This is a genomic window from Brevundimonas vesicularis (genome assembly GCF_027105095.1).
GTDB lineage: Bacteria > Pseudomonadota > Alphaproteobacteria > Caulobacterales > Caulobacteraceae > Brevundimonas > Brevundimonas vesicularis_E.
On the sequence record NZ_CP114278.1, the window covers coordinates 2868636 to 2892873 of the forward strand.

At 67.2% G+C, this 24238-nt stretch carries 25 protein-coding genes; 15 read left to right on the forward strand and 10 right to left on the reverse strand.

Going from position 1 to position 24238, the window contains the following annotated elements; genetic code table 11:
- The first annotated feature begins 65 nt into the window (after positions 1–65).
- Positions 66–1253: a carbohydrate porin gene (locus O2K97_RS14235; protein ID WP_269219768.1), complete on the forward strand. Its 1188-nt coding sequence runs from the start codon at positions 66–68 to the stop codon at positions 1251–1253.
- 4 nt (positions 1254–1257) lie between these two features.
- On the opposite strand, the gene O2K97_RS14240 is transcribed toward O2K97_RS14235, so the two are convergent.
- Positions 1258–1740, reverse strand: coding sequence for an Lrp/AsnC family transcriptional regulator (locus tag O2K97_RS14240; RefSeq protein ID WP_017505839.1), 483 nt, complete (start codon positions 1738–1740; stop codon positions 1258–1260).
- 84 nt (positions 1741–1824) lie between these two features.
- On the opposite strand from O2K97_RS14240, the gene O2K97_RS14245 reads away from it, so the two are divergent.
- Positions 1825–2733 (forward strand): EamA family transporter, encoded by a 909-nt coding sequence (locus O2K97_RS14245; RefSeq protein WP_269219769.1) that lies wholly within the window; start codon positions 1825–1827, stop codon positions 2731–2733.
- On the opposite strand, the gene O2K97_RS14250 is transcribed toward O2K97_RS14245, so the two are convergent.
- A complete protein-coding gene (locus O2K97_RS14250; RefSeq protein ID WP_269219770.1) occupies positions 2730–4226 on the reverse strand; it encodes a PAS domain-containing methyl-accepting chemotaxis protein in 1497 nt (498 codons plus the stop codon). The genes O2K97_RS14245 and O2K97_RS14250 overlap by 4 nt on opposite strands.
- Positions 4227–4428: 202 nt before the next feature.
- Here O2K97_RS14250 and fliI point away from each other — a divergent pair, with 202 nt between their 5' ends.
- From fliI to O2K97_RS14265, 3 genes are all read left to right on the forward strand, one after another.
- A complete protein-coding gene (gene fliI, locus O2K97_RS14255) occupies positions 4429–5772 on the forward strand; it encodes a flagellar protein export ATPase FliI (RefSeq protein ID WP_066552424.1) in 1344 nt (447 codons plus the stop codon).
- A gap of 8 nt (positions 5773–5780) precedes the next feature.
- A complete protein-coding gene (locus O2K97_RS14260) occupies positions 5781–6191 on the forward strand; it encodes a flagellar export protein FliJ (RefSeq protein WP_269219771.1) in 411 nt (136 codons plus the stop codon).
- 259 nt (positions 6192–6450) lie between these two features.
- Positions 6451–7437 (forward strand): endo-1,4-beta-xylanase, encoded by a 987-nt coding sequence (locus O2K97_RS14265; RefSeq protein WP_269219772.1) that lies wholly within the window; start codon positions 6451–6453, stop codon positions 7435–7437.
- Positions 7438–7518: 81 nt separating this feature from the next.
- Here the strand turns inward: O2K97_RS14265 and O2K97_RS14270 are convergent, their stop codons facing one another.
- Both O2K97_RS14270 and O2K97_RS14275 read right to left on the reverse strand, forming a co-directional pair.
- A complete protein-coding gene (locus O2K97_RS14270; protein ID WP_269219773.1) occupies positions 7519–7764 on the reverse strand; it encodes a hypothetical protein in 246 nt (81 codons plus the stop codon).
- A gap of 91 nt (positions 7765–7855) precedes the next feature.
- Positions 7856–8050, reverse strand: coding sequence for a hypothetical protein (locus tag O2K97_RS14275; RefSeq protein ID WP_017505846.1), 195 nt, complete (start codon positions 8048–8050; stop codon positions 7856–7858).
- 195 nt (positions 8051–8245) lie between these two features.
- On the opposite strand from O2K97_RS14275, the gene O2K97_RS14280 reads away from it, so the two are divergent.
- The 3 genes from O2K97_RS14280 to O2K97_RS14290 all read left to right on the forward strand — a co-directional run bounded on the left by O2K97_RS14280 (position 8246) and on the right by O2K97_RS14290 (position 11720).
- Positions 8246–8962: a response regulator gene (locus tag O2K97_RS14280; RefSeq protein WP_269219774.1), complete on the forward strand. Its 717-nt coding sequence runs from the start codon at positions 8246–8248 to the stop codon at positions 8960–8962.
- The gene (locus tag O2K97_RS14285) at positions 8950–10263 is read left to right on the forward strand and encodes a sensor histidine kinase (protein ID WP_269219775.1); all 1314 of its coding nucleotides are present in this window, start codon (positions 8950–8952) and stop codon (positions 10261–10263) included. Before O2K97_RS14280 ends, O2K97_RS14285 begins: the two co-directional genes overlap by 13 nt.
- Before the next feature lie 86 nt (positions 10264–10349).
- Positions 10350–11720: a serine hydrolase gene (locus O2K97_RS14290; RefSeq protein WP_269219776.1), complete on the forward strand. Its 1371-nt coding sequence runs from the start codon at positions 10350–10352 to the stop codon at positions 11718–11720.
- Between the two features lie 62 nt (positions 11721–11782).
- Here O2K97_RS14290 and ctrA read toward each other — a convergent pair whose 3' ends face one another.
- Positions 11783–12484 carry a response regulator transcription factor CtrA gene (ctrA, locus tag O2K97_RS14295; RefSeq protein ID WP_017505852.1) on the reverse strand — a complete coding sequence of 234 codons (702 nt, stop codon included), beginning with the start codon at positions 12482–12484 and terminating at the stop codon, positions 11783–11785.
- 437 nt (positions 12485–12921) lie between these two features.
- On the opposite strand from ctrA, the gene O2K97_RS14300 reads away from it, so the two are divergent.
- From O2K97_RS14300 to O2K97_RS14310, 3 genes are all read left to right on the forward strand, one after another.
- Entirely contained in the window at positions 12922–13296 is a 375-nt protein-coding gene (locus tag O2K97_RS14300) for a chromosomal replication initiator DnaA (protein WP_265149636.1), read from the forward strand.
- Positions 13293–14003, forward strand: coding sequence for a DUF6456 domain-containing protein (locus O2K97_RS14305; protein WP_269219777.1), 711 nt, complete (start codon positions 13293–13295; stop codon positions 14001–14003). Before O2K97_RS14300 ends, O2K97_RS14305 begins: the two co-directional genes overlap by 4 nt.
- Before the next feature lie 84 nt (positions 14004–14087).
- Positions 14088–15572 (forward strand): serine hydrolase, encoded by a 1485-nt coding sequence (locus O2K97_RS14310; protein ID WP_269219778.1) that lies wholly within the window; start codon positions 14088–14090, stop codon positions 15570–15572.
- Positions 15573–15611: 39 nt separating this feature from the next.
- Here O2K97_RS14310 and O2K97_RS14315 read toward each other — a convergent pair whose 3' ends face one another.
- A complete protein-coding gene (locus O2K97_RS14315) occupies positions 15612–16049 on the reverse strand; it encodes a SufE family protein (protein WP_269219779.1) in 438 nt (145 codons plus the stop codon).
- 164 nt (positions 16050–16213) lie between these two features.
- Between O2K97_RS14315 and O2K97_RS14320 the strand changes: the two genes are divergently transcribed.
- Positions 16214–17920: a sensor histidine kinase gene (locus tag O2K97_RS14320; protein ID WP_269219780.1), complete on the forward strand. Its 1707-nt coding sequence runs from the start codon at positions 16214–16216 to the stop codon at positions 17918–17920.
- A gap of 51 nt (positions 17921–17971) precedes the next feature.
- On the opposite strand, the gene O2K97_RS14325 is transcribed toward O2K97_RS14320, so the two are convergent.
- Both O2K97_RS14325 and O2K97_RS14330 read right to left on the reverse strand, forming a co-directional pair.
- On the reverse strand, positions 17972–18754 hold the full coding sequence (locus tag O2K97_RS14325) for a hypothetical protein (RefSeq protein ID WP_269219781.1): 783 nt from the start codon (positions 18752–18754) through the stop codon (positions 17972–17974).
- 133 nt (positions 18755–18887) lie between these two features.
- Positions 18888–19748: a hypothetical protein gene (locus O2K97_RS14330; protein WP_269219782.1), complete on the reverse strand. Its 861-nt coding sequence runs from the start codon at positions 19746–19748 to the stop codon at positions 18888–18890.
- Positions 19749–19803: 55 nt separating this feature from the next.
- Between O2K97_RS14330 and O2K97_RS14335 the strand changes: the two genes are divergently transcribed.
- The gene (locus O2K97_RS14335; RefSeq protein WP_269219783.1) at positions 19804–20133 is read left to right on the forward strand and encodes a DUF1491 family protein; all 330 of its coding nucleotides are present in this window, start codon (positions 19804–19806) and stop codon (positions 20131–20133) included.
- 26 nt (positions 20134–20159) lie between these two features.
- Here O2K97_RS14335 and O2K97_RS14340 read toward each other — a convergent pair whose 3' ends face one another.
- On the reverse strand, positions 20160–20564 hold the full coding sequence (locus tag O2K97_RS14340; protein ID WP_269219784.1) for a winged helix-turn-helix transcriptional regulator: 405 nt from the start codon (positions 20562–20564) through the stop codon (positions 20160–20162).
- Positions 20565–20673: 109 nt separating this feature from the next.
- On the opposite strand from O2K97_RS14340, the gene O2K97_RS14345 reads away from it, so the two are divergent.
- Positions 20674–21426: an SDR family oxidoreductase gene (locus tag O2K97_RS14345; protein WP_269219785.1), complete on the forward strand. Its 753-nt coding sequence runs from the start codon at positions 20674–20676 to the stop codon at positions 21424–21426.
- Positions 21427–21578: 152 nt separating this feature from the next.
- On the forward strand, positions 21579–22322 hold the full coding sequence (locus O2K97_RS14350; RefSeq protein WP_269219786.1) for a glutaredoxin: 744 nt from the start codon (positions 21579–21581) through the stop codon (positions 22320–22322).
- A gap of 27 nt (positions 22323–22349) precedes the next feature.
- On the opposite strand, the gene lepA is transcribed toward O2K97_RS14350, so the two are convergent.
- Positions 22350–24158 (reverse strand): translation elongation factor 4, encoded by a 1809-nt coding sequence (gene lepA / locus O2K97_RS14355; protein ID WP_269219787.1) that lies wholly within the window; start codon positions 24156–24158, stop codon positions 22350–22352.
- Between the last annotated feature and the right edge of the window lie 80 nt (positions 24159–24238).

Below are 24238 nucleotides of genomic sequence, written 5' to 3' on the forward strand. Positions count from 1 at the left end.
GCGACGGTAAGGTCGTTCTTCATCTTTTCGGATTACGAAGGTCTCCGACAAGAAGGAGACCTGGCATGCAGAATGCGACGCCACGGAAGACCGCCTGCCTGCTGGCCGTTCTGGCCGCAGGCCTCGCTCTAACGGCCGTTCCGGCCGCGGCCCGCGTCGCCGAGCCCTCCTGGAGGGTGGCGGCGGAATACACGGCCGATGTCTCGGGCGTCGTCTCGGGTGGAGCGACCAGAGCGGGTCGCTATCTGGACAAACTGTCGGTCACGCTGGACGGCGACCTCGAACAGGCGATGGGCTGGCGCGGGGCTCGGCTGCATATGTCGGGCCTGTACAATGGCGGGGGCGAACCCAACGCCCTGGCCGGCACGCTGCAGGGCGTCGACAATATCGAGGTGGCCCAGCAGGGCGCGCGCCTGTTCGAGGCCTGGATCGAACAGGATCTGGGCGGCTCGGCCTCGCTGCTGGCGGGCCTGTATGATCTCAACAGCGAATTCTACGCCACAGAGGCGTCCGGCCTGCTGATCGCGCCGCCCTTCGGCATCGGGTCGGAACTGGCCTCCACCGGCCCGAACGGCCCGGCCATCTTCCCGTCGTCGTCGCTGGCGGCGCGCCTTCGGGTGGGACAGGCCAAGGGACCTTACGGTCAGGTCGCCGTCGTCAACGCGGACGCCCGCACTCTGGGCGATCGCGGCGGCGTGGACACCAGCCTGGACGAAGGGGTGCTGGGCATCGCCGAGGCCGGCATGAGCGGCCCGATCCGCTACGCCGTGGGCGTCTGGCGCTACGACCAGCGTCAGGACGACATCCGCGACCTGACCCCCGACGGCGATCCCGCCCAAAGCCGCGCCCACGGCGCCTACGCCCTGCTGGAAGGCAAGCTTTTCGGAGACGCCGAGGAGGGGCCGCGCATCGACGGCTTCACGCGTCTGGGACTGTCGGACGGCGACACCACGGATTTCAAGGGCGGCTGGCAGGCCGGGCTGCTGATGCAGCGCATCTTCGCCGCCCGTCCTGACGGTCAGCTGTCCTTCGGCATTCACCAGGGCTGGCTGTCGGACAAGGCGCGCGCCAACATCGCCGACACGGGTCTCGATCCCGGCCGTCACGAAGAGGGGATCGAACTGACCTATGCCGACACGATCGGCCGGTTCGGCGTCCAGCCCGACATCCAGTTGATCCGCAATCCGGGCGGAGTGCGCGACGCGGACGATGTCGTAGTGGTGTCCCTGCGCGTCACCGTGCCGCTGTTCTGACGGTTCAGCGCGCCAGCACCGCGCGGGCGGGGTCGAAGCCGACGACCTCGCGGATCACGATCATGCTCTTGAAGCCGCGCACGCCCTTTTCGGGGACCAGTTCGCGGATGCCGAAGGCCTCGTAGTCCTGCATGGAGCGGACGGCGACGGTGAGCAGATAGTCGGTTTCGCCCGTCACATCCCAGCAGCCCTGCACCTCCGGACTGGCCTTCATGGCGCGCTGGAAGGCGTCCATGACTTTACGATCCTGGGTGTTCATCTCGACCTGGACATGCAGGACGATGCGCGGTTCGACACGGGCGGGATCAATGACGGCGACGTCGGCGGCGATGACGCCCTCGGCCCGCAGGCGACGCAGGCGGCGCAGGACGGCGGATTCCGACAGGCCCACCGCCTCGGCCGTCACCCGCGCCGGCTCCAGATTGTTGCGCCGGACCCGCATCAGCAGCTTATGGTCGAAATCGTCGAGCGTGACGAAATTCGTCATTACGGAACCTCCATCGACGATTTCCGTCGCATTCAAGCGGAAAATCGCCGGGAAGCGCAAGCGGCGTTACGCTAGCTTTACGCCATGACGTCGCTGGCCCTGAAAACCCATCTGAACTCGCCGCTGGCGGCGCGCCTGATCCCCTATCTGGCGCTGTTTGCGGGCATGGTGACGCTGGCGTGCGGCACCTCCTTCGCCAAGACCCTGTTTCCGGTGATCGGGGCGGAGGGGACCTCGGCCTATCGCGTCGGCATTTCGGCCGTTCTTCTGGTTGCCGTTTTCCGGCCCTGGCGGTTCCGGCTGACCCGCGCGGACCTAGGCGCCATCGCGCTGTATGGCGTCGTGCTGGGCGCGATGAACCTCAGCTTCTACATGGCCCTGCGCACCATTCCGCTGGGTCTGGCCATCGCCATCGAGTTCATGGGTCCCCTGATTCTGGCCCTGATCCATTCGCGCAAACCCATACATTTCGCCTGCATCGGTCTGGCGGTCGTGGGGCTGGGCCTGCTGCTGCCGATCAAGGCCGGGGCCGGCGCGCTGGACCCTGTCGGCATGGCGCTGGCGGCCTTCGCCGGCCTGTGCTGGGCGCTGTATATCGTCTTCGGCAAGCGGCTGTCGCACCTGCACGCCGGTCAGTCGGTGGCGCTGGGCATGAGCGTCGCCGCCCTGGTCGTCGTGCCGTTCGGCGTGGCCCATGCGGGCGCCGCCCTGCTGAACCCCGCCATCATCCTGGCGGGCGTGGCGGTGGCGATCTTCTCCAGCGCCCTGCCCTATTCACTGGAAATGGTGGCCTTGCGCAGCATCCCCAAACGCACCTTCGGCGTGGTGCTCAGCGCCGAGCCGGCGGTCGGCGCCCTGGCCGGGCTCCTGATCCTGCACGAGCACCTGACCGGCCAGCAATGGCTCGCCATCGCCGCCATCGTCGCCGCCTCGGTCGGCGCGATCGCGACGACGCGGGATGCGAAGATCGAGTTGGAGCCCAGCGCGCCCTAGAACGCCTCCCAGTCCTGCGTCGGGGCCGCCGACAGCCCGCCGCCGCCGGCATAGGCGCGGACGCGAGCGCGCTCGCGGTCCAGCGAGATGGGTTCGGCGCTCTTGGACAGATCGTGGACGCGGACCGGCGCGGACGCCTCTCCGGTCTCGAACCGTTCGACCAGATGCGCCAGTTGTTCGGTCTCGTTCTTCAGGCTCATCGCCGCCGCCGTGGTCTCCTCGACCATGGCCGCATTCTGCTGGGTGAGCTGATCCATCTGATTGATGGCGGTGTTCACTTGGCTCAATCCGGCGGCCTGCTCCTGGGCCGAGCTGGCGATCTCCGAGATCAGGGCGTCCATTTCGGCCACCTTGACCGTGATCGCCGACAGGGCCTCTCCGGTTTCGTCCACCAGACGCACGCCCTGCGCCACCTCCTGGCCGGACGTCGTGATCAGGATCTTGATCTCCTTGGCGGCCTCGGCCGAGCGTTGGGCCAGGGCCCGCACCTCGGACGCCACGACGGCGAAGCCGCGTCCCGCCTCGCCCGCCCGCGCCGCCTCGACCCCAGCGTTCAGGGCCAGAAGGTTGGTCTGGAAGGCGATCTCGTCGATGACGCCGATGATGTCGCTGATCTGGGTCGAACTGCGCTTGATGCCGTCCATGGCGGCGATCGCCTGACGCACCACCTCGCCGGAGCGGTCGGCTTCGGTCCGGGCGCCCACGGCCGCCGTCGACGCCTGTTTGGCGCCCTCCGCGCTGCGTTTCACCGTGGCGGTGATCTGGTCCAGCGCCGCCGCCGTCTCTTCCAGACTGGCGGCCTGACGTTCGGTGCGCCGCGCCAGGTCGTCGGAGGCGCCCGAAATCTCGCTGACCCCGCCCCTCAGACCCTCGACCGCGCGCAACGCCTGATCCAGGGCTTGCCGAAGGCTTTCGACCGCTGAGTTATAGTCGTCGCGCACCTTCACGTGCGCGCCCTGCATGGGTGCGTCGATACGCGCGGTCAGATCCCCGGCCGACAGCTTGTTAAGCACCCCCGCCAGCGCGTCGACCAGCAAGGCCTGCGCCTTTTCCGCCTCGACCCGTTCGGCCTCGCGACGCGCGGCCTCCTGTTCGTCGGCGGTGATGTCGATGGCCAGCTTGATGACCTTCACCGGCCGTCCGTCGGGTCCGAAGACGGGGTTGTAGGAGGCCTGCAGCCAGACCTCGCGCCCGCCCTTGGCGATCCGCCGGAACTTGCGCGCCAGGAACCGCCCCGCATTCAGCTCGCGCCAGAAGGCCGCGTAGTCGGGCGACTCCGCCTCGACCGGGTCCATGAACTTGCGGTGATGCTCGCCGCGGATTTCCTCCAGACTGTAGCCCATCGTGTTCAGCAGGTTTGCATTGGCGTCGATGATCGTTCCGTCCAGATTGAACTCGATCAGCGCCTGCGACCGGCCGATGGCCTCCAGCTTTCCGTTCAGATCAGCCAGTCGACCGTGCGCTTCCGGCGACTTGAATTTATGCGCGAACATAGGCCCCAACCTCTTCGCTATCGGCAGACCCCCGCCCGCCTCGGTTGCAACATTAGCGCGTCCAATCATTGAAAAATGGTTTCTCGCCTGAGTTGCAACGCTTAGGTACTTTTGCGGATAAGGTTTGTAGATGCATAGGCGACTTCATCGGTCGTTAACCACGTTGCCGCATCTGTTGAGGCCTGTTCCTGGGGTCTGATTTTTGCGCAATCTCGTCGCCGCCGTCGAAGCGATCGACCCGCTGGTCGTGACCGGCAAGGTCGCGGGCGTGTCGGGCCTGCTGATCGAGTCGCGCGGCGGCCTGTCGCGCCTCGCCGTCGGCGCCCGGGCCGAGATCGGACGGCGCGGCCACGATCCCCTGCCCGCCGAGGTCGTCGGCTTCCGCGATTCCAAAGCCCTGCTGATGCCCTTCGGCCCGGTCGAGGGCGTGGCCCCCGGCGCCGACATCCGCATCATCGATCAGGCCGCCAGCGTGCGCCCGACAACCGCCTGGCTGGGCCGCATCATCGACGCCTTCGGCCAGCCGATCGACGGCAAGGGTCCGCTGCCCCAAGGTCCCGCCCCCTATCCCTTGCGCGCCCCGCCCCCACCGGCCCATTCGCGCGGCCGGGTCGGCGAGCGGCTGGACCTGGGCGTGCGGGCCATGGACGTCTTCACCACCACCTGCCGGGGCCAGCGCCTGGGCATCTTCGCCGGGTCGGGCGTGGGCAAGTCGGTGCTGCTGTCCATGCTGGCCAAGGAGGCGACGTGCGACGCCGTGGTCGTCGGCCTGATCGGCGAACGGGGCCGCGAGGTGCGCGAGTTCGTGGAAGAGACCCTGGGCGAAGAGGGGCTGAAACGCGCCGTCGTCGTGGTCGCCACCTCGGACGAACCGGCCCTGAAACGCCGCCAGTCGGCCTATATGACCATGGCCATCGCCGAATATCTGCGCGACCAGGATCTCGAAGTCCTGTGCCTGATGGACAGCGTCACCCGCTTTGCGATGGCCCAGCGCGAGATCGGGCTGGCCGCCGGCGAGCCCCCGACCACCAAGGGCTACACCCCCACCGTCTTCACCGAACTGCCCAAGCTGCTGGAGCGCGCTGGGCCGGGGCCGATCCGGCCCGACGGTACGACGGCGGCGCCCATCACCGCCCTGTTCACCGTGCTGGTGGACGGCGGCGACCATGACGAGCCGATCGCCGACGCCGTGCGCGGTATTCTGGACGGGCATATCGTCATGGATCGCAAGATCGCCGAGCGTGGGCGCTTCCCCGCCATCGACGTGTTGAAGTCCGTCAGCCGCACCCTGCCCGGCTGTCAGACCCCGCCCGAGCGCGAGCTGAACAAGCGCGCCCGTCAGTGCCTGAGCGCCTACGCCAATATGGAAGAGCTGATCAAGATCGGCGCCTACCGCACCGGCGCCGACCCGATCGTGGACCGGGCCATCGCCCTGAACCCCGCGCTCGAAGATTTTCTGGGTCAGGACAAGGACGATGCGACGCGTCTTTCCGATTCCTTTACCCGGCTGGAAGCAATCCTGAACCAAGGCATGATCAGGGAGTGATGATTTAGATGACCGCTTGGGCCCAATCCCTGATCCGCATCTCCAACTATGAGGTCGAGACGCTGCAGAAGCGTCTGGCCGAGATCGCCGAACGCCGCGCCGGCGCCGAACTCCGCATCGCCGTGCTTGACGCCGAGGCCGAGGGCGAACGCAACCGCGCCCGCATGGACGCCGAGGCCGGCATGATGCTGGGCGCCTATCTGAACGGCTGGAAATCCAGGAAGGCCGCCGCCGAAGGCGACCTGTCGGTGCTGGACGCCGAGGAAGCCGGCGCCCGCGACGCCCTGACCGGCGCTTTCGAAGAGCTGAAGAAGTTCGAGCACGTCGCCGAGACCACTCGCCTGAACCAGCTGGTCGCCCTCGCCAAGCGCGAAACCGCCGCCTTCGACGCGCTGGGCCTGCGGAAGCGTGCGGTCTGACTCCAACGATCCTCCCTCGCATCGCGGGGGAGGGGGACCGCGCGTAGCGTGGTGGAGGGGGCGGACGTCGCACGGACCGTCGTCGTCGGTTCTTGCTCGCCCTGTTCAGATCGAGTCTGAGGTCGCCCCCTCCACCGCTTCGCGGTCCCCCTCCCCCGTTCCGCTGCGCTCCTCGGGGGAGGATTTCAGCCGCCGCGCCATCCTCGCCGCCCCGCTCGCGCTCGCCGCCTGCGACCGCTTCGCCTCGGCGGAGCCGTCGTTGCCCAACGTCCCACCGCTGAAGTCCATCGCCCCCGCCCCCTTCGGCACGGCGATCAAGGCCAGCCAGATCGACGACCCGGACTGGGTCGCGCTGGCCCGCGCCAACGTCTCCCAGCTGACGCCGGAGTGGGAGATGAAGATGGAGTACATTCTGGCGAACGGCCTGGACCGGCCCAACTTCGACCGCTCGGACCGTATCGCCGCCTTCGCCCGGGCTGAGGGCATGGCGATGCACGGCCACACCCTGATCTGGTATGCGCAAGGGAAGGAGGCCTTCGCCGGCCTGTCGGGCGCCGCCTTCGACCGCGCTTTCGATAGCTATATCGCCACCGTCGCAGGCCGCTATCGCGGCAAGGTCCGCAGCTGGGATGTGGTCAACGAGCCGATCCTGGACGACGGCTCGGGCATGCGCGACTGCCACTGGTCGGCGCGATACGGGCAGGACGGCTATATCCTGCGCGCCTTCGAAAAGGCCCGGATGGCGGATCCTGACGCCGTCCTGTTTCTAAACGAATACAATCAGGAAAGCATTCCGGCCAAGGGCGCGCAGTTCCTGAAACTGGTCGAGCGGCTGCTGAAGGCCGGCTGTCCGTTGCAGGGCCTGGGCCTGCAATCCCACCTGTGGATCGACATCCCCGAGGGCGTCGTCGCCGCCTATATGCGCGAGATCAGCCAGTTCGGCCTGCCGATCCATGTGTCGGAGCTGGACTGCACCCTGCGCACCGAAAACCGGTTGGACCTCCGCAGCCAAGCCGACCGGATCGTGGCGCAGGGCGCGCGCGTGACCGAACTGGCCTCGGCCTTTGCGGCCCTGCCCAAGGCTCAGCAATTCGCCTTCACCGTCTGGGGCCTGCGCGACACCGACAGCTGGTATCGCCAGGGCGATAAGGACGACGGCCGGGACAAGCCCCTGCCCTTCGACAGCTTTGGCCGTCCCAATCCGATGGCGGCCGCCATGGCGGCAGGCTTCAAGACCGCCGCCTGACGACAGGCCTCTGACTACGGAAACGCCCGGCCGTCTTGCGACAGCCGGGCGTTCCTGTCCGAACCGGAGGGGGCGGCCGGTTTACTTCTTCTTGGCGGTCACGGTCGCCGGCGCCTGGACCGAAGTCTGGGCCTGGGCTTGATGGCCCCGGCGGTGGGCACGCGGGGCGCGGGCCGACGGCGCAGGGGTCGTCGCCGGAGCGGTCGCAGCCGGACGAGCGGTCATGGCGGTAGAGGGCGCCGGGGTCGTGCCGGCGAAGGCGGCGCCGCTGGTCAGGGCGACGAAGGCGACGGCGGAAACGGCGGCGGCGGTGCGGAAGGATTTCATGTCGATGTCCTTCTTTTGAAGGTCGAAGTCTCAGGAGTGTCGGGGATGCTGCCGGCCGGGGACGCCGGCAGGACCAGCAAGGCGTCGGGCCTTACTTCTTCTTGGCGGGCGTCACGGCGCGGTGGGTGCGGGCGTGGCTGACCCGATGATGCGCACGGGCGGAGGCGGCGGGGCGGGCGTGAGCGCCCGACGACGGGGCCGAAGGCGTGCCGGCGAAGGCTGCGCCGCTGGTCAGGATCACCAGGGCGGCGGCCCCGAAAGCGGCGGTGGAACGGAAGGACTTCATGGCGGGTCTTTCTGTGTGTTTGGCGTCCGGCCTCGTGTCGGACAGTCACTGTTTCGGACCCGCGTCCGGCCGGTTCGGGGCCGGTCGATGTCGCCGCGTATCGTCGGCGAAGAGAATTGTGTCCGACTGTATCCGCCGCGCTTTGGCCATGAGACAGGACGACAGATCGCACGTCTTCCCGCTCGCCGAACGCCAATGTCCCAGACCTCCGCCGCCCCTGTCCTTCTGGTCGTCGACGACGACCGCGAGATCCGAAACCTGTTGTCCGACCATCTGGAGCAGCACGGGTTTCGCACGGTGAAGGCCGCCGACGGCCGGGCCATGAAGGCGGCGCTGGAGGCCGGGCCGGTCGATCTGGTGGTGCTGGACCTGAACCTGCCGGACGAGGACGGCCTGTCGCTGTGTCGCGGCATACGGGCGGCGTCCAAGACTCCCGTCATCATCCTGACGGCGCGCGGCGATCCCATCGACCGGATCGTCGGGCTGGAGATGGGCGCCGACGACTATATGGCCAAGCCGTTCGAGCCGCGCGAACTGGTGGCCCGCATCCGCACCGTCCTGCGGCGCACGGGCGGCGAGGCGACGGCGATCGAGGGCCGACACGCCGACTTTTCGGGCTGGTCGCTGGACATCGCCTCGCGGGCCCTGACGGCGCCGGATGGGCGGCTGGCCCCGCTGTCGGGCGCCGACTTCGACCTGCTGCACGCCCTGGTCAGGAACGGCGGCAAGCCCCTGTCGCGCGAGCGGATCCGCGCCCTGTCGACCGTCGCCGACGCCGACGACCGCGCCATCGACCTGAGGGTCAGCCGCCTGCGCCAGAAGCTGGGCGACGACGCCAAGGCCCCGGCCCTGATCCGCACGGTGCGCAGCCTAGGCTATATGCTGGCGGGGCCTGTGACATGGCGCGCGTGAGCACCCGACACGGCCGGGCCGAGGCCGAGACCACGCGGCTGTTCCTGCTGCTGCTGGTCGGCGCCCTGCTGGCGGCGGGCGTGACCTTCGCCGCCCTGGGCCTGAACCATCGCCATCGTCTGTCCCAGGCCCATGACTTCACCACCGCCGAACGGATCGTGGACCTGGCCGGCTCCAGCGACGATCCCGCCGCCGGCCTGACCGACGGCCTGCCGGACGCGGCCGGTCAGCGGCTGGGCGCGCCCGACCCGTCCCTGACCCACGCGGTCGCCGAGGCGCTGAAGCGGCGGGGCGTGGACGGGGTCTCGGTCAAGGCGTTCGAGGCTTCGGCCGGGGCGTGTGGCGCGGCGACCGATCGCCTGCGGTGCCGCATCCTGGTGCTGCGGCCGGTCAATGGCGCGCCCGTTCCGGTGGCGATCAGCCTGCCGCCCGCCCCTCGCCCGTGGACGCTCAGCCGCGAGGCCGCCGCCCTGCTGTTTGCGGGTCTGGCCGCCGTGCTGCTGACCGGCTGGATGGCGTCGCGGCTGGCCGCCGGTCCGCTGAACCGTCTGTCCCAGGGCGCCGTCGCCCTCAGTCACGATCTGGACCGCCCGCCCCTGGTCGAGGAGGGCGCGCGCGAGGTGCGCGAGGCCGCCGCCGCCCTGAACGCCATGCAGACCCGACTGAAGGCCCTGATCGAGGATCGCACCCGCGTGCTGGCCGCCGTCGCCCACGACCTGCAGACGCCCCTGACCCGGATGCGGCTGCGCGTCGAAAAGATCGAGGACGAGACCCTGCGCGCGCAGTTCGTCAGCGATCTGGCCGGGATGCAGCATCTGGTTCGGGAAGGGCTGGACCTGGCCCGGATCGAAACCACGGTCGAGGCCGCGACCCCCGTCGACCTGGACGCGCTTCTATCGGCCATCTGCGAGGACGCGGCCGAGGCGGGCCAGCCGGTTGTCTTCACCCAAGGCTGCAACGCCGTCGTGCCGACCCGGCCCCAGGCCCTGCGCCGCTGCCTGACCAATCTGATCGACAACGCCGTCCGCCATGGCGGCGACGCGGCCGTCAGCGCCGTGCGCGACGAGCATGCCGTGCGCCTGATCGTACGCGACCACGGGCCCGGCGTGGCCGAGGATCAGTTGGAGCGCCTGTTCGAGCCCTTCTACCGCCTCGATCCGTCCCGCTCGCGCGACAGCGGCGGCTCCGGCCTGGGCCTGACTATCGCGCGCCGCATGGCCGAACGCGCCGGCGCCCATCTGACGCTCGCCAACGCCGACGGCGGCGGGCTGGAGGCGACCCTGACCTTTCCGCAGCCCTGACGAAAAGGTCGCGGCGCCTGCATCCGAACGCCGCGCTCGCCGCCTCTCTCTGAAAGCGTTAGCGTGACGCGTTCAGGAGACCGCCCTTGCCTCATTCGTTCCTCGCCCGCCGCCGTCCGGCTATCCTGCTGCTGGCCGCCAGCGCCCTGGCCCTCACGCTCAGCCCGCTACCGGCCATCGCCCAGGACGCGGCGCGCATGGATCAGGTGATCCGCGCCTCCAGCGAGGCCGACGCCTTTTCCGGCGCCGTCCTGGTCGCCCGCGACGGCCGCATCCTTCTGGATCAGGGCTACGGCCTGGCCAATCGCGAGTGGAACATCCCCAACGATGGGGATGTGAAGTTCCGCCTGGGCTCCCTGTCGAAACAGTTCACCGCCGTCGCGGTCATGCTGCTGAACCAGCAGGGCAAGCTGGATCTGGATGCGCCGATCAAGACCTGGCTGCCCGACGCCCCGGCCGCCTGGGACGCGATCACCCCGCGCCACCTGCTCAGCCACACGGCCGGCGTGCCCAACTTCACCGCCTTTTCCGACTTCGAGGCCCAGAAAACCCGGCCCGCGACGCTGCCGCAGCTGATCGCCAGGTTCCGCGACCGGCCGCTGGATTTCGCGCCTGGCTCCCGGTTCGCCTATTCCAACTCGGGCTATGTGCTGCTCAGCGCCATCATCGAGGCGGCCAGCGGCCAGACCTACGCCGACTTCGTCACCGCCAATCTGTTCCAGCCGCTAGGCATGGGCGATAGCGGCTATGACCGCCACGACGTGATCCTGCCCCGCCGCGCCTCGGGCTATGCGCCGGGCGCCGACGGCGTCGTCAACGCCGACTATGTGGACATGACCATCCCGACCGGGGCCGGCGCCCTGTATTCGACCACCCACGACCTGCTGAAGTGGGAACAGGGCCTGTTCGGCGGGCGGCTGCTGAACGCCCAATCCATGACCGCCCTGACGACGCCGGTGCACAACGGCTACGCCATGGGGCTGGTGGTTGCCGAGGCCGACGGCAAGCGTCTGATCTGGCACAACGGCGGCATCGAGGGCTTCAACACCTATATGGCCTATGACCCGGGCGACCGGACGGCCGTCATCGTCCTGGGCAATCTGAACGGCGAGGCGCCGGACAAGCTGGGCGCGGCCCTGGTCACCCTGGCGCGCGGCGGAACCGTGACTTTGCCCAGCGAACGCCGTGCCGTCGCCGTCTCGTCCGAGGTGCTGAAGGCTTATGAGGGCGTCTACAATCTGTCCCCGACCTTCGCCCTGACGATCTCGGTCGTGGACGGCAAGCTGATGGCCCAGGCCACCGGCCAGCCCGCCTTCGAACTGACGGCGGAGGCGGAGGACGCCTTCTACCTGACCGCCGTCGACGCCCAGATCACCTTCACCCGCAACGCAGACGGCGCCATCGAAGGCCTGGTCCTGCACCAGGGCGGCCGCGACATGCCGGCCAAGCGTCAGTAGGGTCTCAACGCAAAACGCCCGCCGTTCCGGCGGGCGTTTCGAAATCGTGGATCGAAGGTCGATCAGGCGGCGACGGTGACGACGCCCTCGGCCGGGTCGCGCAGGACATAACCGCGGCCCCAGACGGTTTCGATATAGTGTTTGCCGTCGGCGGCGGTGGCCAGCTTCTTGCGCAGCTTGCAGATGAAGACGTCGATGATCTTCAGCTCGGGCTCGTCCATGCCGCCGTACAGGTGGTTCAGGAACATTTCCTTGGTCAGGGTCGTGCCCTTGCGGAGCGAAAGCAGCTCCAGCATCTGGTATTCCTTGCCCGTCAGGTGGACGCGGTGACCGTTCACCTCGACCGTCTTGGCGTCCAGGTTCACGGCGATCTCGCCGGTGTGGATGATCGCCTGGGCATGACCCTTGGAGCGACGGACCACGGCGTGGGTGCGCGCGATCAGCTCGTCCTTGTGGAAGGGCTTGGTCATGTAGTCGTCGGCGCCGCCCCCGAAGGTCTTGACCTTGGTTTCGATCTCGTGGCTGCCCGACAGGATCATGACCGGGGTGTTGACCTTGCCGACGCGCAGCTGGCGCAGGACTTCCAGGCCGCTCATGTCCGGCAGGTTCAGGTCAAGAAGAATGAGGTCGTAGTCATAGATCTTGCCCAGATCGATGCCTTCCTCGCCCAGGTCCGTCGTATAGACGTTGAAGCCTTCCGACTTCAGCATCAGTTCGATGCTTTGGGCGGTTGCGTGATCGTCTTCAATCAACAGGACGCGCATACGTGCCACTCCAGGCAAAAGCTTTGCGGTAACCACCCTGACGCACGGCCGGGTAACCTTGTTCGCAAGTTAAGACGTGAAAACCTTAAGAAGGGTTAACGCCATCCAATTGAGGCGAATCTAGGCTGATTTGCGAATCGGCGTCGAGAGGCTGGAGTCAACGATTCGAAATTTATTAACCATGTTGGTAGGGGTGAGTGACGAGTGATGAGTGGCGAGGCCTCAGACCGTTGGCCATCAGAACATCCGCCGCTCGGGACATGACGCTGGATCGCTCCCAAGTTCGTACGCCTACTCGCCACTCGCCACTCAGCACGCACAACGTCCCAACCGCAACCGCAAGGCGGTTAAGCCGCCACGACCGATTTTTGGCGCACAGTAGGACGATATTCCTATCGCGACGTCGCGGCCGCCTATGATGCCAGCGTCGAGAGTTCGTGAGAGGGAGACGTTTCGTGCTGGAGGACTACAGGGTGCCGGTCACCGAGGAGGATCAGGTCAAGGCCGGGCTGGCCATTCATCTGATCGCGGCGCGCACGGGCGCCCATCCGTCGCAGATGACCGGCCGGGGCCGGATGAACCCGCGCGCGGCCCGCCCGCGCTGGCTGGCCATGTATCTGTCTCATGTCGCCTATGGCTGGACGTTGGAGCGGGTCGGCCACGTCTTCGGCGTCAATCGCGCCAGCGTCGGCGCCGCCTGCCGCTGGGTCGAGGACGAGCGCGAACGGCGCAGCATCGACGACCTGATGAACGACCTCGAAGGCTGCATCCAGGGCCTGTATCAGTCGCCCCGCCTGGAGCTGCCGCAATGAGCCGTCTTCTGGAACGCGCGCGCGACCTGATGGCCAAGCCCGGCGCCTGGCTGTCGGCCGAGGGCGGGGCCTATGCCTTGCGCCTGTCGCCGGATCGCCGCAGCCGCATCAGCCTGACCCTGACCGAGACCGAGTTTCGCGCCCTGATCGACCAGCCCGGCCTGCGCGTCCGGCCGGGCGGCGGCTGGTCGGGACGCGCTCAGCCGGACCCGACGCCGCCCCCCGCTCCCGGCCGTCCCGGCTTCGTGGCGGGCCAGCGCGACCTCATGCAGCCGGACGGCCGCATGGTCCGGGCGCGGGCCAATCTGGGCGAAAGCCCCATCGCCTGGCTGGCGCGGCGCAGGGATGCGTCCGGCCGCCCCTGGCTGACCCCGACCGAGACCGCCGCCGGCGAACGGCTGCGGCGCGAGGCGGAACAGGCGACGAAGAGCGCCTCGGTCACCATGCGCTGGGACGCCCTGCCGACCTCCGGCTCGGGAACCGCCGCGCGGATGGAGCCGACCGACCGCGCCCTGTCGGCCGCCCGCCGCGTCGAACAGGCCCTGACCGCCGTCGGCCCGCGCCTTCGCCCCATCCTGACCCGCATCTGTATCCACGGCGACAGCCTGCAACTGGCCGAAACCGGCCTCGGCCTACGCCGCCGCCAGGGCAAGACGGTGCTGAAACAGGCGCTTCAGGCCCTGGCGGATCACTATGGGATCGGGTGAAGTGCACAGATTGCACCCTGTTTTTGTCCCGACGCATCCAATCCGGCGACCGACGGCCTCTAGGCGGGAAAGGGAACCCGCACCATGACCGTAAACCGCCGCAACCTACTGATCGCAGGCCTCTGCGCCCCGGCGCTGCACGCCGGTCAAGCTTTGGCCCGCCCCATCGCAACCCGTCAGGCGGCGGCCGATGACAGTCAGAGCTTCGTCCGAAAGGCGATGCGACGTCTCGGGACCGCGCCCGGCTTGGCGCTGGCAGTGGTGAATGAGGATGGGCCGGTTCTTGTATTCGGCCACGGCGTAGCCGACATTCGATCGGGTCGCCGCGTGAACGCCGACACCGCCTTCTATATTGCCTCGGCGACCAAATCCTTCACCGCGCTCGGCCTCGCGGCGATGGCCTCGCGAGACGAGGTCGATCTGGATGCGCCGCTGGCGGACTGGATTGGCGACACCCCGCTTCCCGCCGACATCGCGGCGACCGTGACCCTGACCGACCTGCTCAGCCACCGTTCGGGCGTGGACAATGGCCCCATCGCGTTTCGCGCCGCCTATTCCGGCGACCACACCCCAGCGATGATGCAAGCCCTTCTGGCGCGCACCACCAAAAGGCCGGACGCGCCGCACGGTGTTTTCCGCTACGCCAACGCCGGCTACAATCTGGCGACGACCTTGCTGGAGCGACGCTTCGGCCGCGACTGGCGGCTGAGGGTGCGAGACGAGGTTCTGATCCCGGCGGGCATGATGCAGACCACCGCCTGGGTATCGGACGCGCGCCGTCGGGGCGTGACGGCGGTCGGGCATTTCGCAGATCGGGCGGGCGACCCGGTCGTCAGTCCTCTTCAAAAGGTCGATGACACCATGCAGTCGGCGGGCGGGTTGATGTCCACCGCCAACGACATGGCTCGGTGGCTGGCGATACAGATCGAGGCTGGGCCGCTGGTCGCCTCGACCCATCGGCCGCAGGTCGCGCAGGAGACGACCTTCGGGCCCTATCGCCGGGACGGCTACGGGCTCGGATGGCAGACGGGATGGTATGGCGACGACCGGCTGATCCACCATTTCGGCAACTTCGCCGGATCGCGCGCCCACGTCTCCTTCATGCCCGATCGGCGCATCGGCGTAGCGGTGCTGATCAATGAAGATCTGTTCGGCGGCGACATGGCCGATCTGATCGCCAACTATGCCTACGATCGGCTGAAAGCTCGCTCTGATCTGGAAACGGCCTATGCCGCCGAACTGGACACGCTTGTCGCCCGTCGCGATGGCCGACGCCAGGCTGTCGCGCGCAGCCGGACAGAGCGCGCCGCACGCCCCTGGTCTCTACCGCAACCGCCTCACGCCTACGCCGGAACCTACGAAAACGAGGCGCTTGGGACCATGCGGATCAAAGTGGACCAGGATCGGCTGACGGCCGCCATCGGCGTCTTGTCCGCCGTCGCCGACCCGCTGACCGACGCCACTGGCGTCAGGGTCGAACTGGTCCCATTCCAGGGTCAGGAAATCCTGTTCCCGTCGCCAGATACGCTTATCTTCAACGACGAGACCTTCAAACGCGCAAAGGTGTGACTTTAGAGAGGTACACAGACTGCACCTGTTTTACGACGGTCATCCCGCTCCCAGCGCCGCCTCGCGGATGCGGCCGACCATGCTGTTCAGGCCGTTGGCGCGCTGGCGCGTCAGGGCCGAGGGCAGGCCCAGCCGATCCAGCGCCGCGCGGGCGTCGAAGGCGACGATCTCCGCCGCCGTGCGGCCGGAATAGAGTTTCAGCAGCAGGGCGATATTGCCCTTGGACAGGGCGCTGTCGCTGTCGGCGGCGAACCACAGCCGCCCGTCGTCGTGCGTCGTCGCCAGCCAGACCTGGGCCGCACAGCCCGGCACCTTGTTGGCCTCGATCCGGTCGGCCTCGTCCAGCGGGGCCAGCCCCTTGCCCAGTTCGATGACGTATTCGATCCGCTGCTCCCAATCGCCCAAGAGGTCGAAATCCTCGGCCAGTTCGGCCAGGGTCTGGTCCAGGGTGTCGGTCGGGGGCGTGGGGTCGGTCATGCGCCGCCAGATAGGCCGCGCGGCCGTTAACGACAACCGGCCGTTTTGTCCCCCGATATTCATGGTGAACGCCGCAATGGGGTTCGCCTCAGGGGGGAGCGGCCTCGCACCGACTCAGCCGCAGCCCTAGTCTGGGCGCAGACGAAACCCATGGCCCGCCCTTCTTGAAACCCGACGCCCACGCCAGATTCGAGGACGACCCGACGCACGACGCGGCGTTGGGCGCTCCGCTGGTCGCCTTGTGGCACGCGATCTGGGCGGTGGCGGTCGCCCTGACGGCGCTGGCTGCCCAGATGATGGACGGGCTGAAGGACGCGCCGCTGGCCGCCCTGCTGCTGATGGCCTTCCCCGGCGTGTTCGGCGTCGTGCTGATGGTGCGCGACAGCGTCGGGCTGAGGCTGGCCGTCATGGGCGGGTGGATTTTGGCCGCCACCGCTTCGGCCGGCCTAACCGGCGGCGTGACCGGCGCCCTGCCCGGCCTGATCCTGACGCCGCTGGCGGCGGGGATCGCCCTGGATCACGGCGTGCATCATGCCCGCATCGGCGCCGACCGCCTGACCCGGATGGGCGCCTTTGCGGTGGCCCTGCCGCTGCTGGCGGGGCTGATCTCGACCTGGCTGAACGGGGCGGAGGCGCAAGGCCCCCTGCTGGCCGCCGTCTCGGGCCTGCTGGCCATGGGCGCGATCATCGCCGCCATGCGCCTGACCTGGAGCGCGCGCGAGCGTCGTCTGGCCGAAGCGGAAGAACAGGCGGCCCGGATCGCCGCCCTGCTGGAGGATCAGCCGGCCCTGACCCTGCTGCTCGATCCGTCGGGCCGCGCCGTCGCCATCTGGGGCACGCCGCCGCCCGCCCTGTCTGTGCTGGCCCTGACCGAACAGGGCCTGATCTCGACCGTCCATGCGCCCGACCGCCCGGCCGTCTCTGCGGCCCTGGCCCGCGCCCTGTCGGGCCAGTCGGTCGAGGTCCAGTTCACGCCGCGCATCGCCCTGGACCGCCGCGTCGTCATGATCCTGGGCCCGTTCCAGCACGAGACGGACCGCCCGCGCCTGATCGCCCAGGCGTTCGACGGCACGGCCCAGTTCGCCCGCGAGCTGGGGCTGGAGACCGCCCGCGTCGAGGCCGAGGCCCAGTCGGCCGGCAAGACCCGCTTCCTGGCCAATATGAGCCACGAGCTGCGCACGCCCCTGAACGCCGTGCTCGGCTTCGCCGACATCATGCGCCAGAAGCTGTTCGGTCCCCTGCCCGAACGCTACGCCGGATACGCCGACGCCATCCACCAGGCGGGCGGCCATCTGCTGGACCTGATCAACGACGTGCTGGACCTGTCCAAGATCGAGGCCGAACGCTACCAGCTGGCGATGGAGACGTTCGACGCCCGCGACGCCGTGTCCGCCGCCGTCGCCCTGGTCCGGCTCCAGGCCGACGACAAGGGGGTGGAGCTGGCCGCCGTCCTGCCGTCCGAGCCGATCAAGGTTCGCGCCGACGCCCGCGCCCTGAAGCAGATGGCGCTGAACCTGCTGTCCAATGCGGTCAAGTTCACCCCGGCGGGCGGCTCGGTCACCATCACCCTGGACGCCGACGGACCGGACCTGGATCTGGCCGTGTCCGACACCGGCGTCGGCATCGCGCCGCAGGACCTGCAACGCCTGGGCCGCCCCTTCGAACAGGCCGGCGGCGCCGACCAGAAGGCGCAAGGCACCGGCCTGGGCCTATCTTTGGTCCGCAGCCTGACCGAACTGCACGGCGGCCGCATGACCATCGACAGCACCCTGGGCGAAGGCGCAGCGGTGATGATCCGGTTGCCGGTGATGGTGGCGCGGGAGACCGTGGCTGATGAGACACTTCTAGAGCCAGAGCGCGAAGAGGTTTAGCCTCCAGACTTTCGTCAAGACATCACGCCTTGATCTCGCTCCCGGACGAAATCAATCAGGCTTGATCCAAATAACCAGCTGAACCACAGCTACCGCTAAACCAACTACCGCCGCCACCGCCGCCGTTACCCGATTTTTTCGGCTTTCCAGTATTCGGTCTACGAAATTAACGAATCCTCGGCCTGCTGTTTTTAGTTTCCCCTTCAACGAAGAGGAAATCACAAAACTAAAAAATCCTACCTTTGCTATTGTGGATGCATTCATTCTTATAAAGTCTTTGGCTTTAAAGGCCTCCGCCTCTTCCGCACCTGTAAGAAATCCCTGCAATCGGGGACCATTCAAATTCATTAGCGAAAGCATTCTTGGGTCCGCAGCGTAGTCATTTCCATACCTGTATTTCAGTGCGTCGTTTAGGTTTATCCGCACTTCGACTGGAATGCTTGGAGGCTCTTTTTTTACGAGAACGCGATATCGATGCTCCAAATGCTCGAAACCGAACGTGACATTGCGCATGTTCCAATGAACCCAGTATCGTTCTCGCCGATCTCGAGCCCAGTCGTAAAATTGTGTGAGAAGTTCTCTTTCAATATCGTCGTAACGGGCTTCGACGTCGTCCCATGAGATGCCTAGATATTCCGCCACAGTGTGCGTTGAAAAACTGACAGTCTGCCCACTCTCGAAATGACGAGCGACAACCGACGTGATGCGAGGAGATAGCGCACCGGCGCCACCCATCGCTTCTGCGTCAAAAAGGGATTGGGATGAATAATGGATTATATAGAAGCGGTCGGGATGCTTTTTGATGTCATCCCAGAAACTGAAGCTGCCAGCCATTTCACGCCATCCCTTTCGACGATAGCGAACTTATCAGACATATATCACTGATTGATAGGCGCACTCGCTTAGGCCATCCATTTGCGTAGTGCCCAACTAGAATGAAGCAAGGAGGCGTTGGCGGAAAGCCCGCTTAAACCTGCCCCATCGCCAGGAAGGCGCGGCCCGCCGCGAAATCGCCGGCTTCGAAGGTGGAGCGGGCGATGCTGCCGTCGCGGAACAGGAATTCGACGGTGAAGACCTCGCGCGGGTCCAGGGCCGACAGGGCGTCGGCGGCGGCGGCGGGGAACAGCCAGGCCTGACCGGTCGGGCGACCTTCGGGCAGCAGCATCGCATCGGCGCTGGTCACGCCGGCGGCCCAGAAGGCGCGGCGTTGCGCGGCGGGCGGCAGGTCGTGCGACAGCCACGGACGCGGCGCCACCGTGTGGTCACGCATCACCACCCGCACCCCGGTCGGTCGCGAGCGGCCCTGCCAGGACACCACGGCGGCCAGTTGATCGGGCCGGTCCATGCCGCCCACCACGCCGAACCGCACGGGCGAGGCGCCGGTCACGGTCGCCTGCATCAGCCGCCAGGTCGGGCGCGCATAGGCCGCGCGGTCCGCGCTCCACTTTCGGCGATCGCCGGGAAACTCCATCCGCGTCGCGCGCGACCAGCCGGAAAAGGCGGTCTGGACCCGGCCCTGAACCGTCTTCAGATCGGTGGAGCCGCACGGCGTCGTGTTCGCCCGCGCCCGCGCCCGCTGGGCCGTCTCGGCCAGCTGCCGGTCGTTGGATCCGGCGCGCAGGGCCGCGCCCCGCGCCTGATAGGCGGCGGCCGTCAGGGCGGCGGTCAACTGCGGCTCGAACAGGCCGCAGCGGTCGTTGGCGGCCAGCACGAAGCTGCGCTCATAGAATCGGTCCTGCGGCGCGGCGAAGGCTGCGACGGGCGTCGCGGCGATCAGCACGGCCGACAGGAAACCTCTGGCTTGCCGGGGGGAAAGGCCTATCCTCATGCCCCGACCCTAGCGCGCCAGAGTTGGGGTTCCGTGTTCGAGCAAGGTTAGCGAATTGCTTCTTTCCAGCGACCTGTGGGTCAGCGCCCTGATCCGCCGCGCCCAGATCGAGGGCGCCTATGCCACCGTGGTCAAGAAGGGCGACGCCCGCGCCGGCTCGGTCATCGTCAAGGCCTACGACACCTCCACCCGCACCGCCCGCCTGTTCACCGAAGCCTTCGGAACCGACGGCGACCGCCTTTGGATCCAGCCCGTCACCTCCGACAGCGAAAGCGAACTGGACGCCTATATCGCCCGACAGAGGGGGTACGACCCGGACCTGTGGGTGGTCGAGATCGAGGACAAGCAGGGGCGGCACTTCATCACGGAGACGGTGCAGGCTTGATTCTCTGCGCTCTGACTTGAGCGGGATTATTTATCTCGCCCATCAAACGCCGCGCGCGCCGCCTCGATGCGGTCGATGTTTTTTTCGGCCCAGGTCCAGACGCCGCAGAACGCTTCAGCCAGGGTGAAGCCCAGGTCGGTCAGGCGGTATTCGACCTTGGGCGGGATGACGGGGTGGACGGTGCGGATCACCAGGCCGTCGCGCTCCATCTGGCGCAGGGTCTGGGTCAGCATCTTCTGACTGATGCCCCCGACCAGGTCGCCGACGCGGGTGAAACGCGTCTCGCCGTGTTCGGCCAAGACCTCCAGGATCAGCATAGTCCATTTGTCGGCGACGCGGCCGATGACGTCGTTGACCAAGGCCTCCACGCGCGGATCGGCGACCTCTCCGGTCTCGGGGTGAGCAATTCTTGCAGGCGGAAGCGCCGTCATAGCCATTTCTTTCCGGACGGTAAGTAGGGCGGTTTCAAGTGCCTACTTTCGGTTGGAGAGTGAACGTCATACCTCGCTTTCATCGCTGACGCATCCCGAGGAGACGATCATGAACATCACCGGCAACACCATACTGATCACCGGCGGCGGCACGGGCATCGGCCGCGCCCTCGCCGAGGCGCTGCACGCGCGCGGTAATCAGATCATCATCACCGGCCGCCGCGAAAGCGTGCTGAGAGAGACGGCGGCCGCCAATCCCGGCATGGCCTGGGCGACGCTGGACATGGAGGACGCTGCGGCCGTCGCCGCCTTCGGCGCCCAGGTCGTCAAGGACCACTCCGCCCTGAACGCCGTCATTCTGAACGCCGGCATCATGAAGACAGAGGACCTGAAGGCCCAGCCGTTCGACCTGGCCGTCGTGGAGGCGATCATCGCCACCAATCTATTGGGGCCGATCCGCCTGACAGCCGCCCTGCTGCCGCATCTGACGGCCCAACCGAAGGCGACGGTGATGACGGTGACCTCGGGCCTGGCCTTCGTCCCGCTGACGGCGACGCCGACCTACAATGCGACCAAGGCGGCGATGCATTCGTGGAGCCAGTCCCTGCGGCATCAACTGGCGGACACCGGGGTCGAGGTGCTGGAGTTGGCCCCGCCCGGCGTGGCCACCGACCTGATGCCGGGCCATGCGGAAAACCCCGCCTCCATGCCGCTGGCCGACTATACGGCCGAGGTGATCGGCCTGATCGAACGCGGCGAGACCCCGCGCGGCGAAATCCTGGTCGAACGGGTCAAGCCGCTGCGGTTCGCTGAGGCAAACGGCTATGAGGCGGTGTTCGCGCAGTTGAACGGCGCGCACTAGACGGGATCATTCCCGGTCAAAAGCGGTCAGGGTCGGCGGGACAAGCCGCCGATCCAGCGACCGAAGGCGGCTTTGCAACCCGGTGATGCCATCAAGCAGCGCACCCCGATGGCCCTTTATGCGTTACATGCAAAGCTGAAGGAGCGCGTTTGATGGCCGCCGAAAAGACCGCTGTCCTCTACCGAATGGTTATGGAAAAGCACGTTTGCCCTTGGGGTCTGCGCGCCAAACATCTGCTGAAGAGCCAGGGCTTCGTCGTCGACGACCGCTGGCTGACCACGCGCGAACAGACCGACGCCTTCAAGGCCGAGCATGGCGTCAAGACGACGCCGCAGACCTTTATCAACGGACAAAGGATCGGCGGCTACGACGATCTCAGGCGTTTCCTGGGCAAGCCGGTCAAGGATCCGAACCGCAAGACCTATACCCCGGTGCTTGTCGTCTTCGCCGTCACCGCCCTGATGGCGATCGCCGCCAGTTACGCCGCCGGGACGTTGCTGACGAAGCGGACGCCCGAGTGGTTCATCGCCTTTTCCATGTGCGCCCTGGCGATGCTGAAGCTGCGGGATCTGGACGGATTCGCCACCATGTTCCTGGGATACGACTTGCTGGCGCGACGCTGGGTGCCGTACGCCTACATATATCCGTTCGTCGAGCTTGGGGCCGGCGTCCTGATGATCGCGAACGTGCTGACGTGGCTGTCGGCGCCGGCGGCCGCCTTCGTGGGTCTGATCGGCGGCTGGTCGGTGTTCAAGGCCGTCTACATCCAGAAACGCGAACTCAAATGCGCCTGCGTCGGCGGCGACAGCAATGTGCCGCTCGGTTTCCTGTCCCTGACCGAGAACGTGATGATGGTCCTGATGGCGGCGTGGATGGGCTGGATGGCCTGGGCCTGAGGCCTCACCTCAGACCAGCAGCGCCGATCAATCCTCGTCCATCTTCAGGGCGGCGATGAAGGCTTCCTGCGGGATTTCGACCTTGCCGAACTGGCGCATGCGCTTCTTGCCGGCCTTCTGCTTTTCCAGCAGCTTCTTCTTGCGGGTGGCGTCGCCGCCGTAGCATTTGGAGGTCACGTCCTTGCGCAGGGCGCGGACGGTCTCGCGGGCGATGATCTTGCCGCCGATGGCCGCCTGGATCGGGATCTGGAACAGGTGGGGCGGGATCAGTTCCTTCATCTTCTCGACCATGCCCCGGCCGCGCGTCTCGGCGCGGGCGCGGTGGACCAGCATGGACAGGGCGTCGACCGGCTCGGCGTTAACCAGGATGGACATCTTCACCAGGTCGCCGACCTTGTATTCTGTGATCTCGTAGTCGAACGAGGCATAGCCCTTCGAGATCGACTTCAGCCGGTCGTAGAAGTCGAACACCACCTCGTTCAGCGGCAGCTCATAGACCACCATGGCGCGGTTGCCGACGTAGGACAGTTCGATCTGCTGGCCGCGACGGTCCTGACACAGCTTGATGACGCCGCCGAGGTATTCGTCCGGCGTCAGGATGGTGGCCTTGATCCAGGGCTCGGCGATCGTCTCGATCTGCATCACGTCGGGCAGGTCGGCCGGGTTGTGCAGGTCGATTTCGGAGCCGTCGCGCAGGCCGATCTTGTAGACGACGGACGGCGCCGTGGCGATCAGGTCGAGGTTGAACTCGCGGCTCAGGCGCTCCTGGATGATCTCAAGGTGCAGCAAGCCCAGGAAGCCGCACCGGAAGCCGAAGCCCAGCGCCGCCGAGCTTTCCATCTCATAGGTGAAGGAGGCGTCGTTCAGGCGCAGCTTGCCGATCGCGGCGCGCAGGTCCTCGAAGTCTGCGGCGTCCACCGGGAACAGACCGCAGAAGACGACCGACTGGACTTCCTTGAACCCCTTCAGCGGCTCGGCGGTCGGCTTCTTCTCGTCGGTAATGGTGTCGCCGACGGCGGCATGGGCGACTTCCTTGATCTGGGCGGTGATGAAGCCGACCTCGCCGGGGCCCAGCTGCTCGACCGGGGTGTTCTTGGGCAGGAAGACGCCGACCCGGTCGATCAGGTGGGTCGAGCCGTTGCGCATCATCTTGACCCGCATGCCGGTCTTCAGCACGCCGTCGAAGACCCGCACCAGCACGACGACGCCGAGGTAGGGGTCGTACCAGGCGTCGACCAGCATGGCCTTCAGCGGAGCGTTCACATCCCCCTTGGGCGCCGGCAGCTTGGTGACGATGGCCTCCAGCACCTCCTCGATGCCGATGCCGGACTTGGCGCTGGCCAGGACCGCTTCGGAGGCGTCGATGCCGATCACGTCCTCGATCTGGGCGCGCACGCGGTCCGGCTCGGCGGCCGGCAGATCGACCTTGTTCAGGACCGGCACGATCTCGTGGTTGTTGTCGATGGCCTGATAGACATTGGCCAGGGTCTGAGCCTCGACCCCTTGCGAGGCGTCCACGACCAGCAGCGAGCCTTCGCAGGCGGCCAGGGACCGGCTGACCTCATAGGCGAAGTCCACGTGGCCCGGCGTGTCCATCAGGTTCAGGATATAGTCCTGCCCGTCCTTGGCCCGATAGGTCAGACGAACGGTCTGGGCCTTGATGGTGATGCCCCGTTCCTTCTCGATCTCCATATTGTCGAGCACCTGCTCGGACATCTCGCGCGCGGTCAGGCCGCCGGTGTGCTGGATCAGGCGGTCGGACAGGGTCGACTTGCCATGGTCGATGTGCGCGACCACGCTGAAGTTGCGAATGTTCGAGATCGGGGGAGTCGTCATCCGCGCGCCCCTATCACGCGCGGGCGCCGGGGACCAGACGCGGCACGATCCGCAGCCAGCACGGCCGCGTATTACAGCTT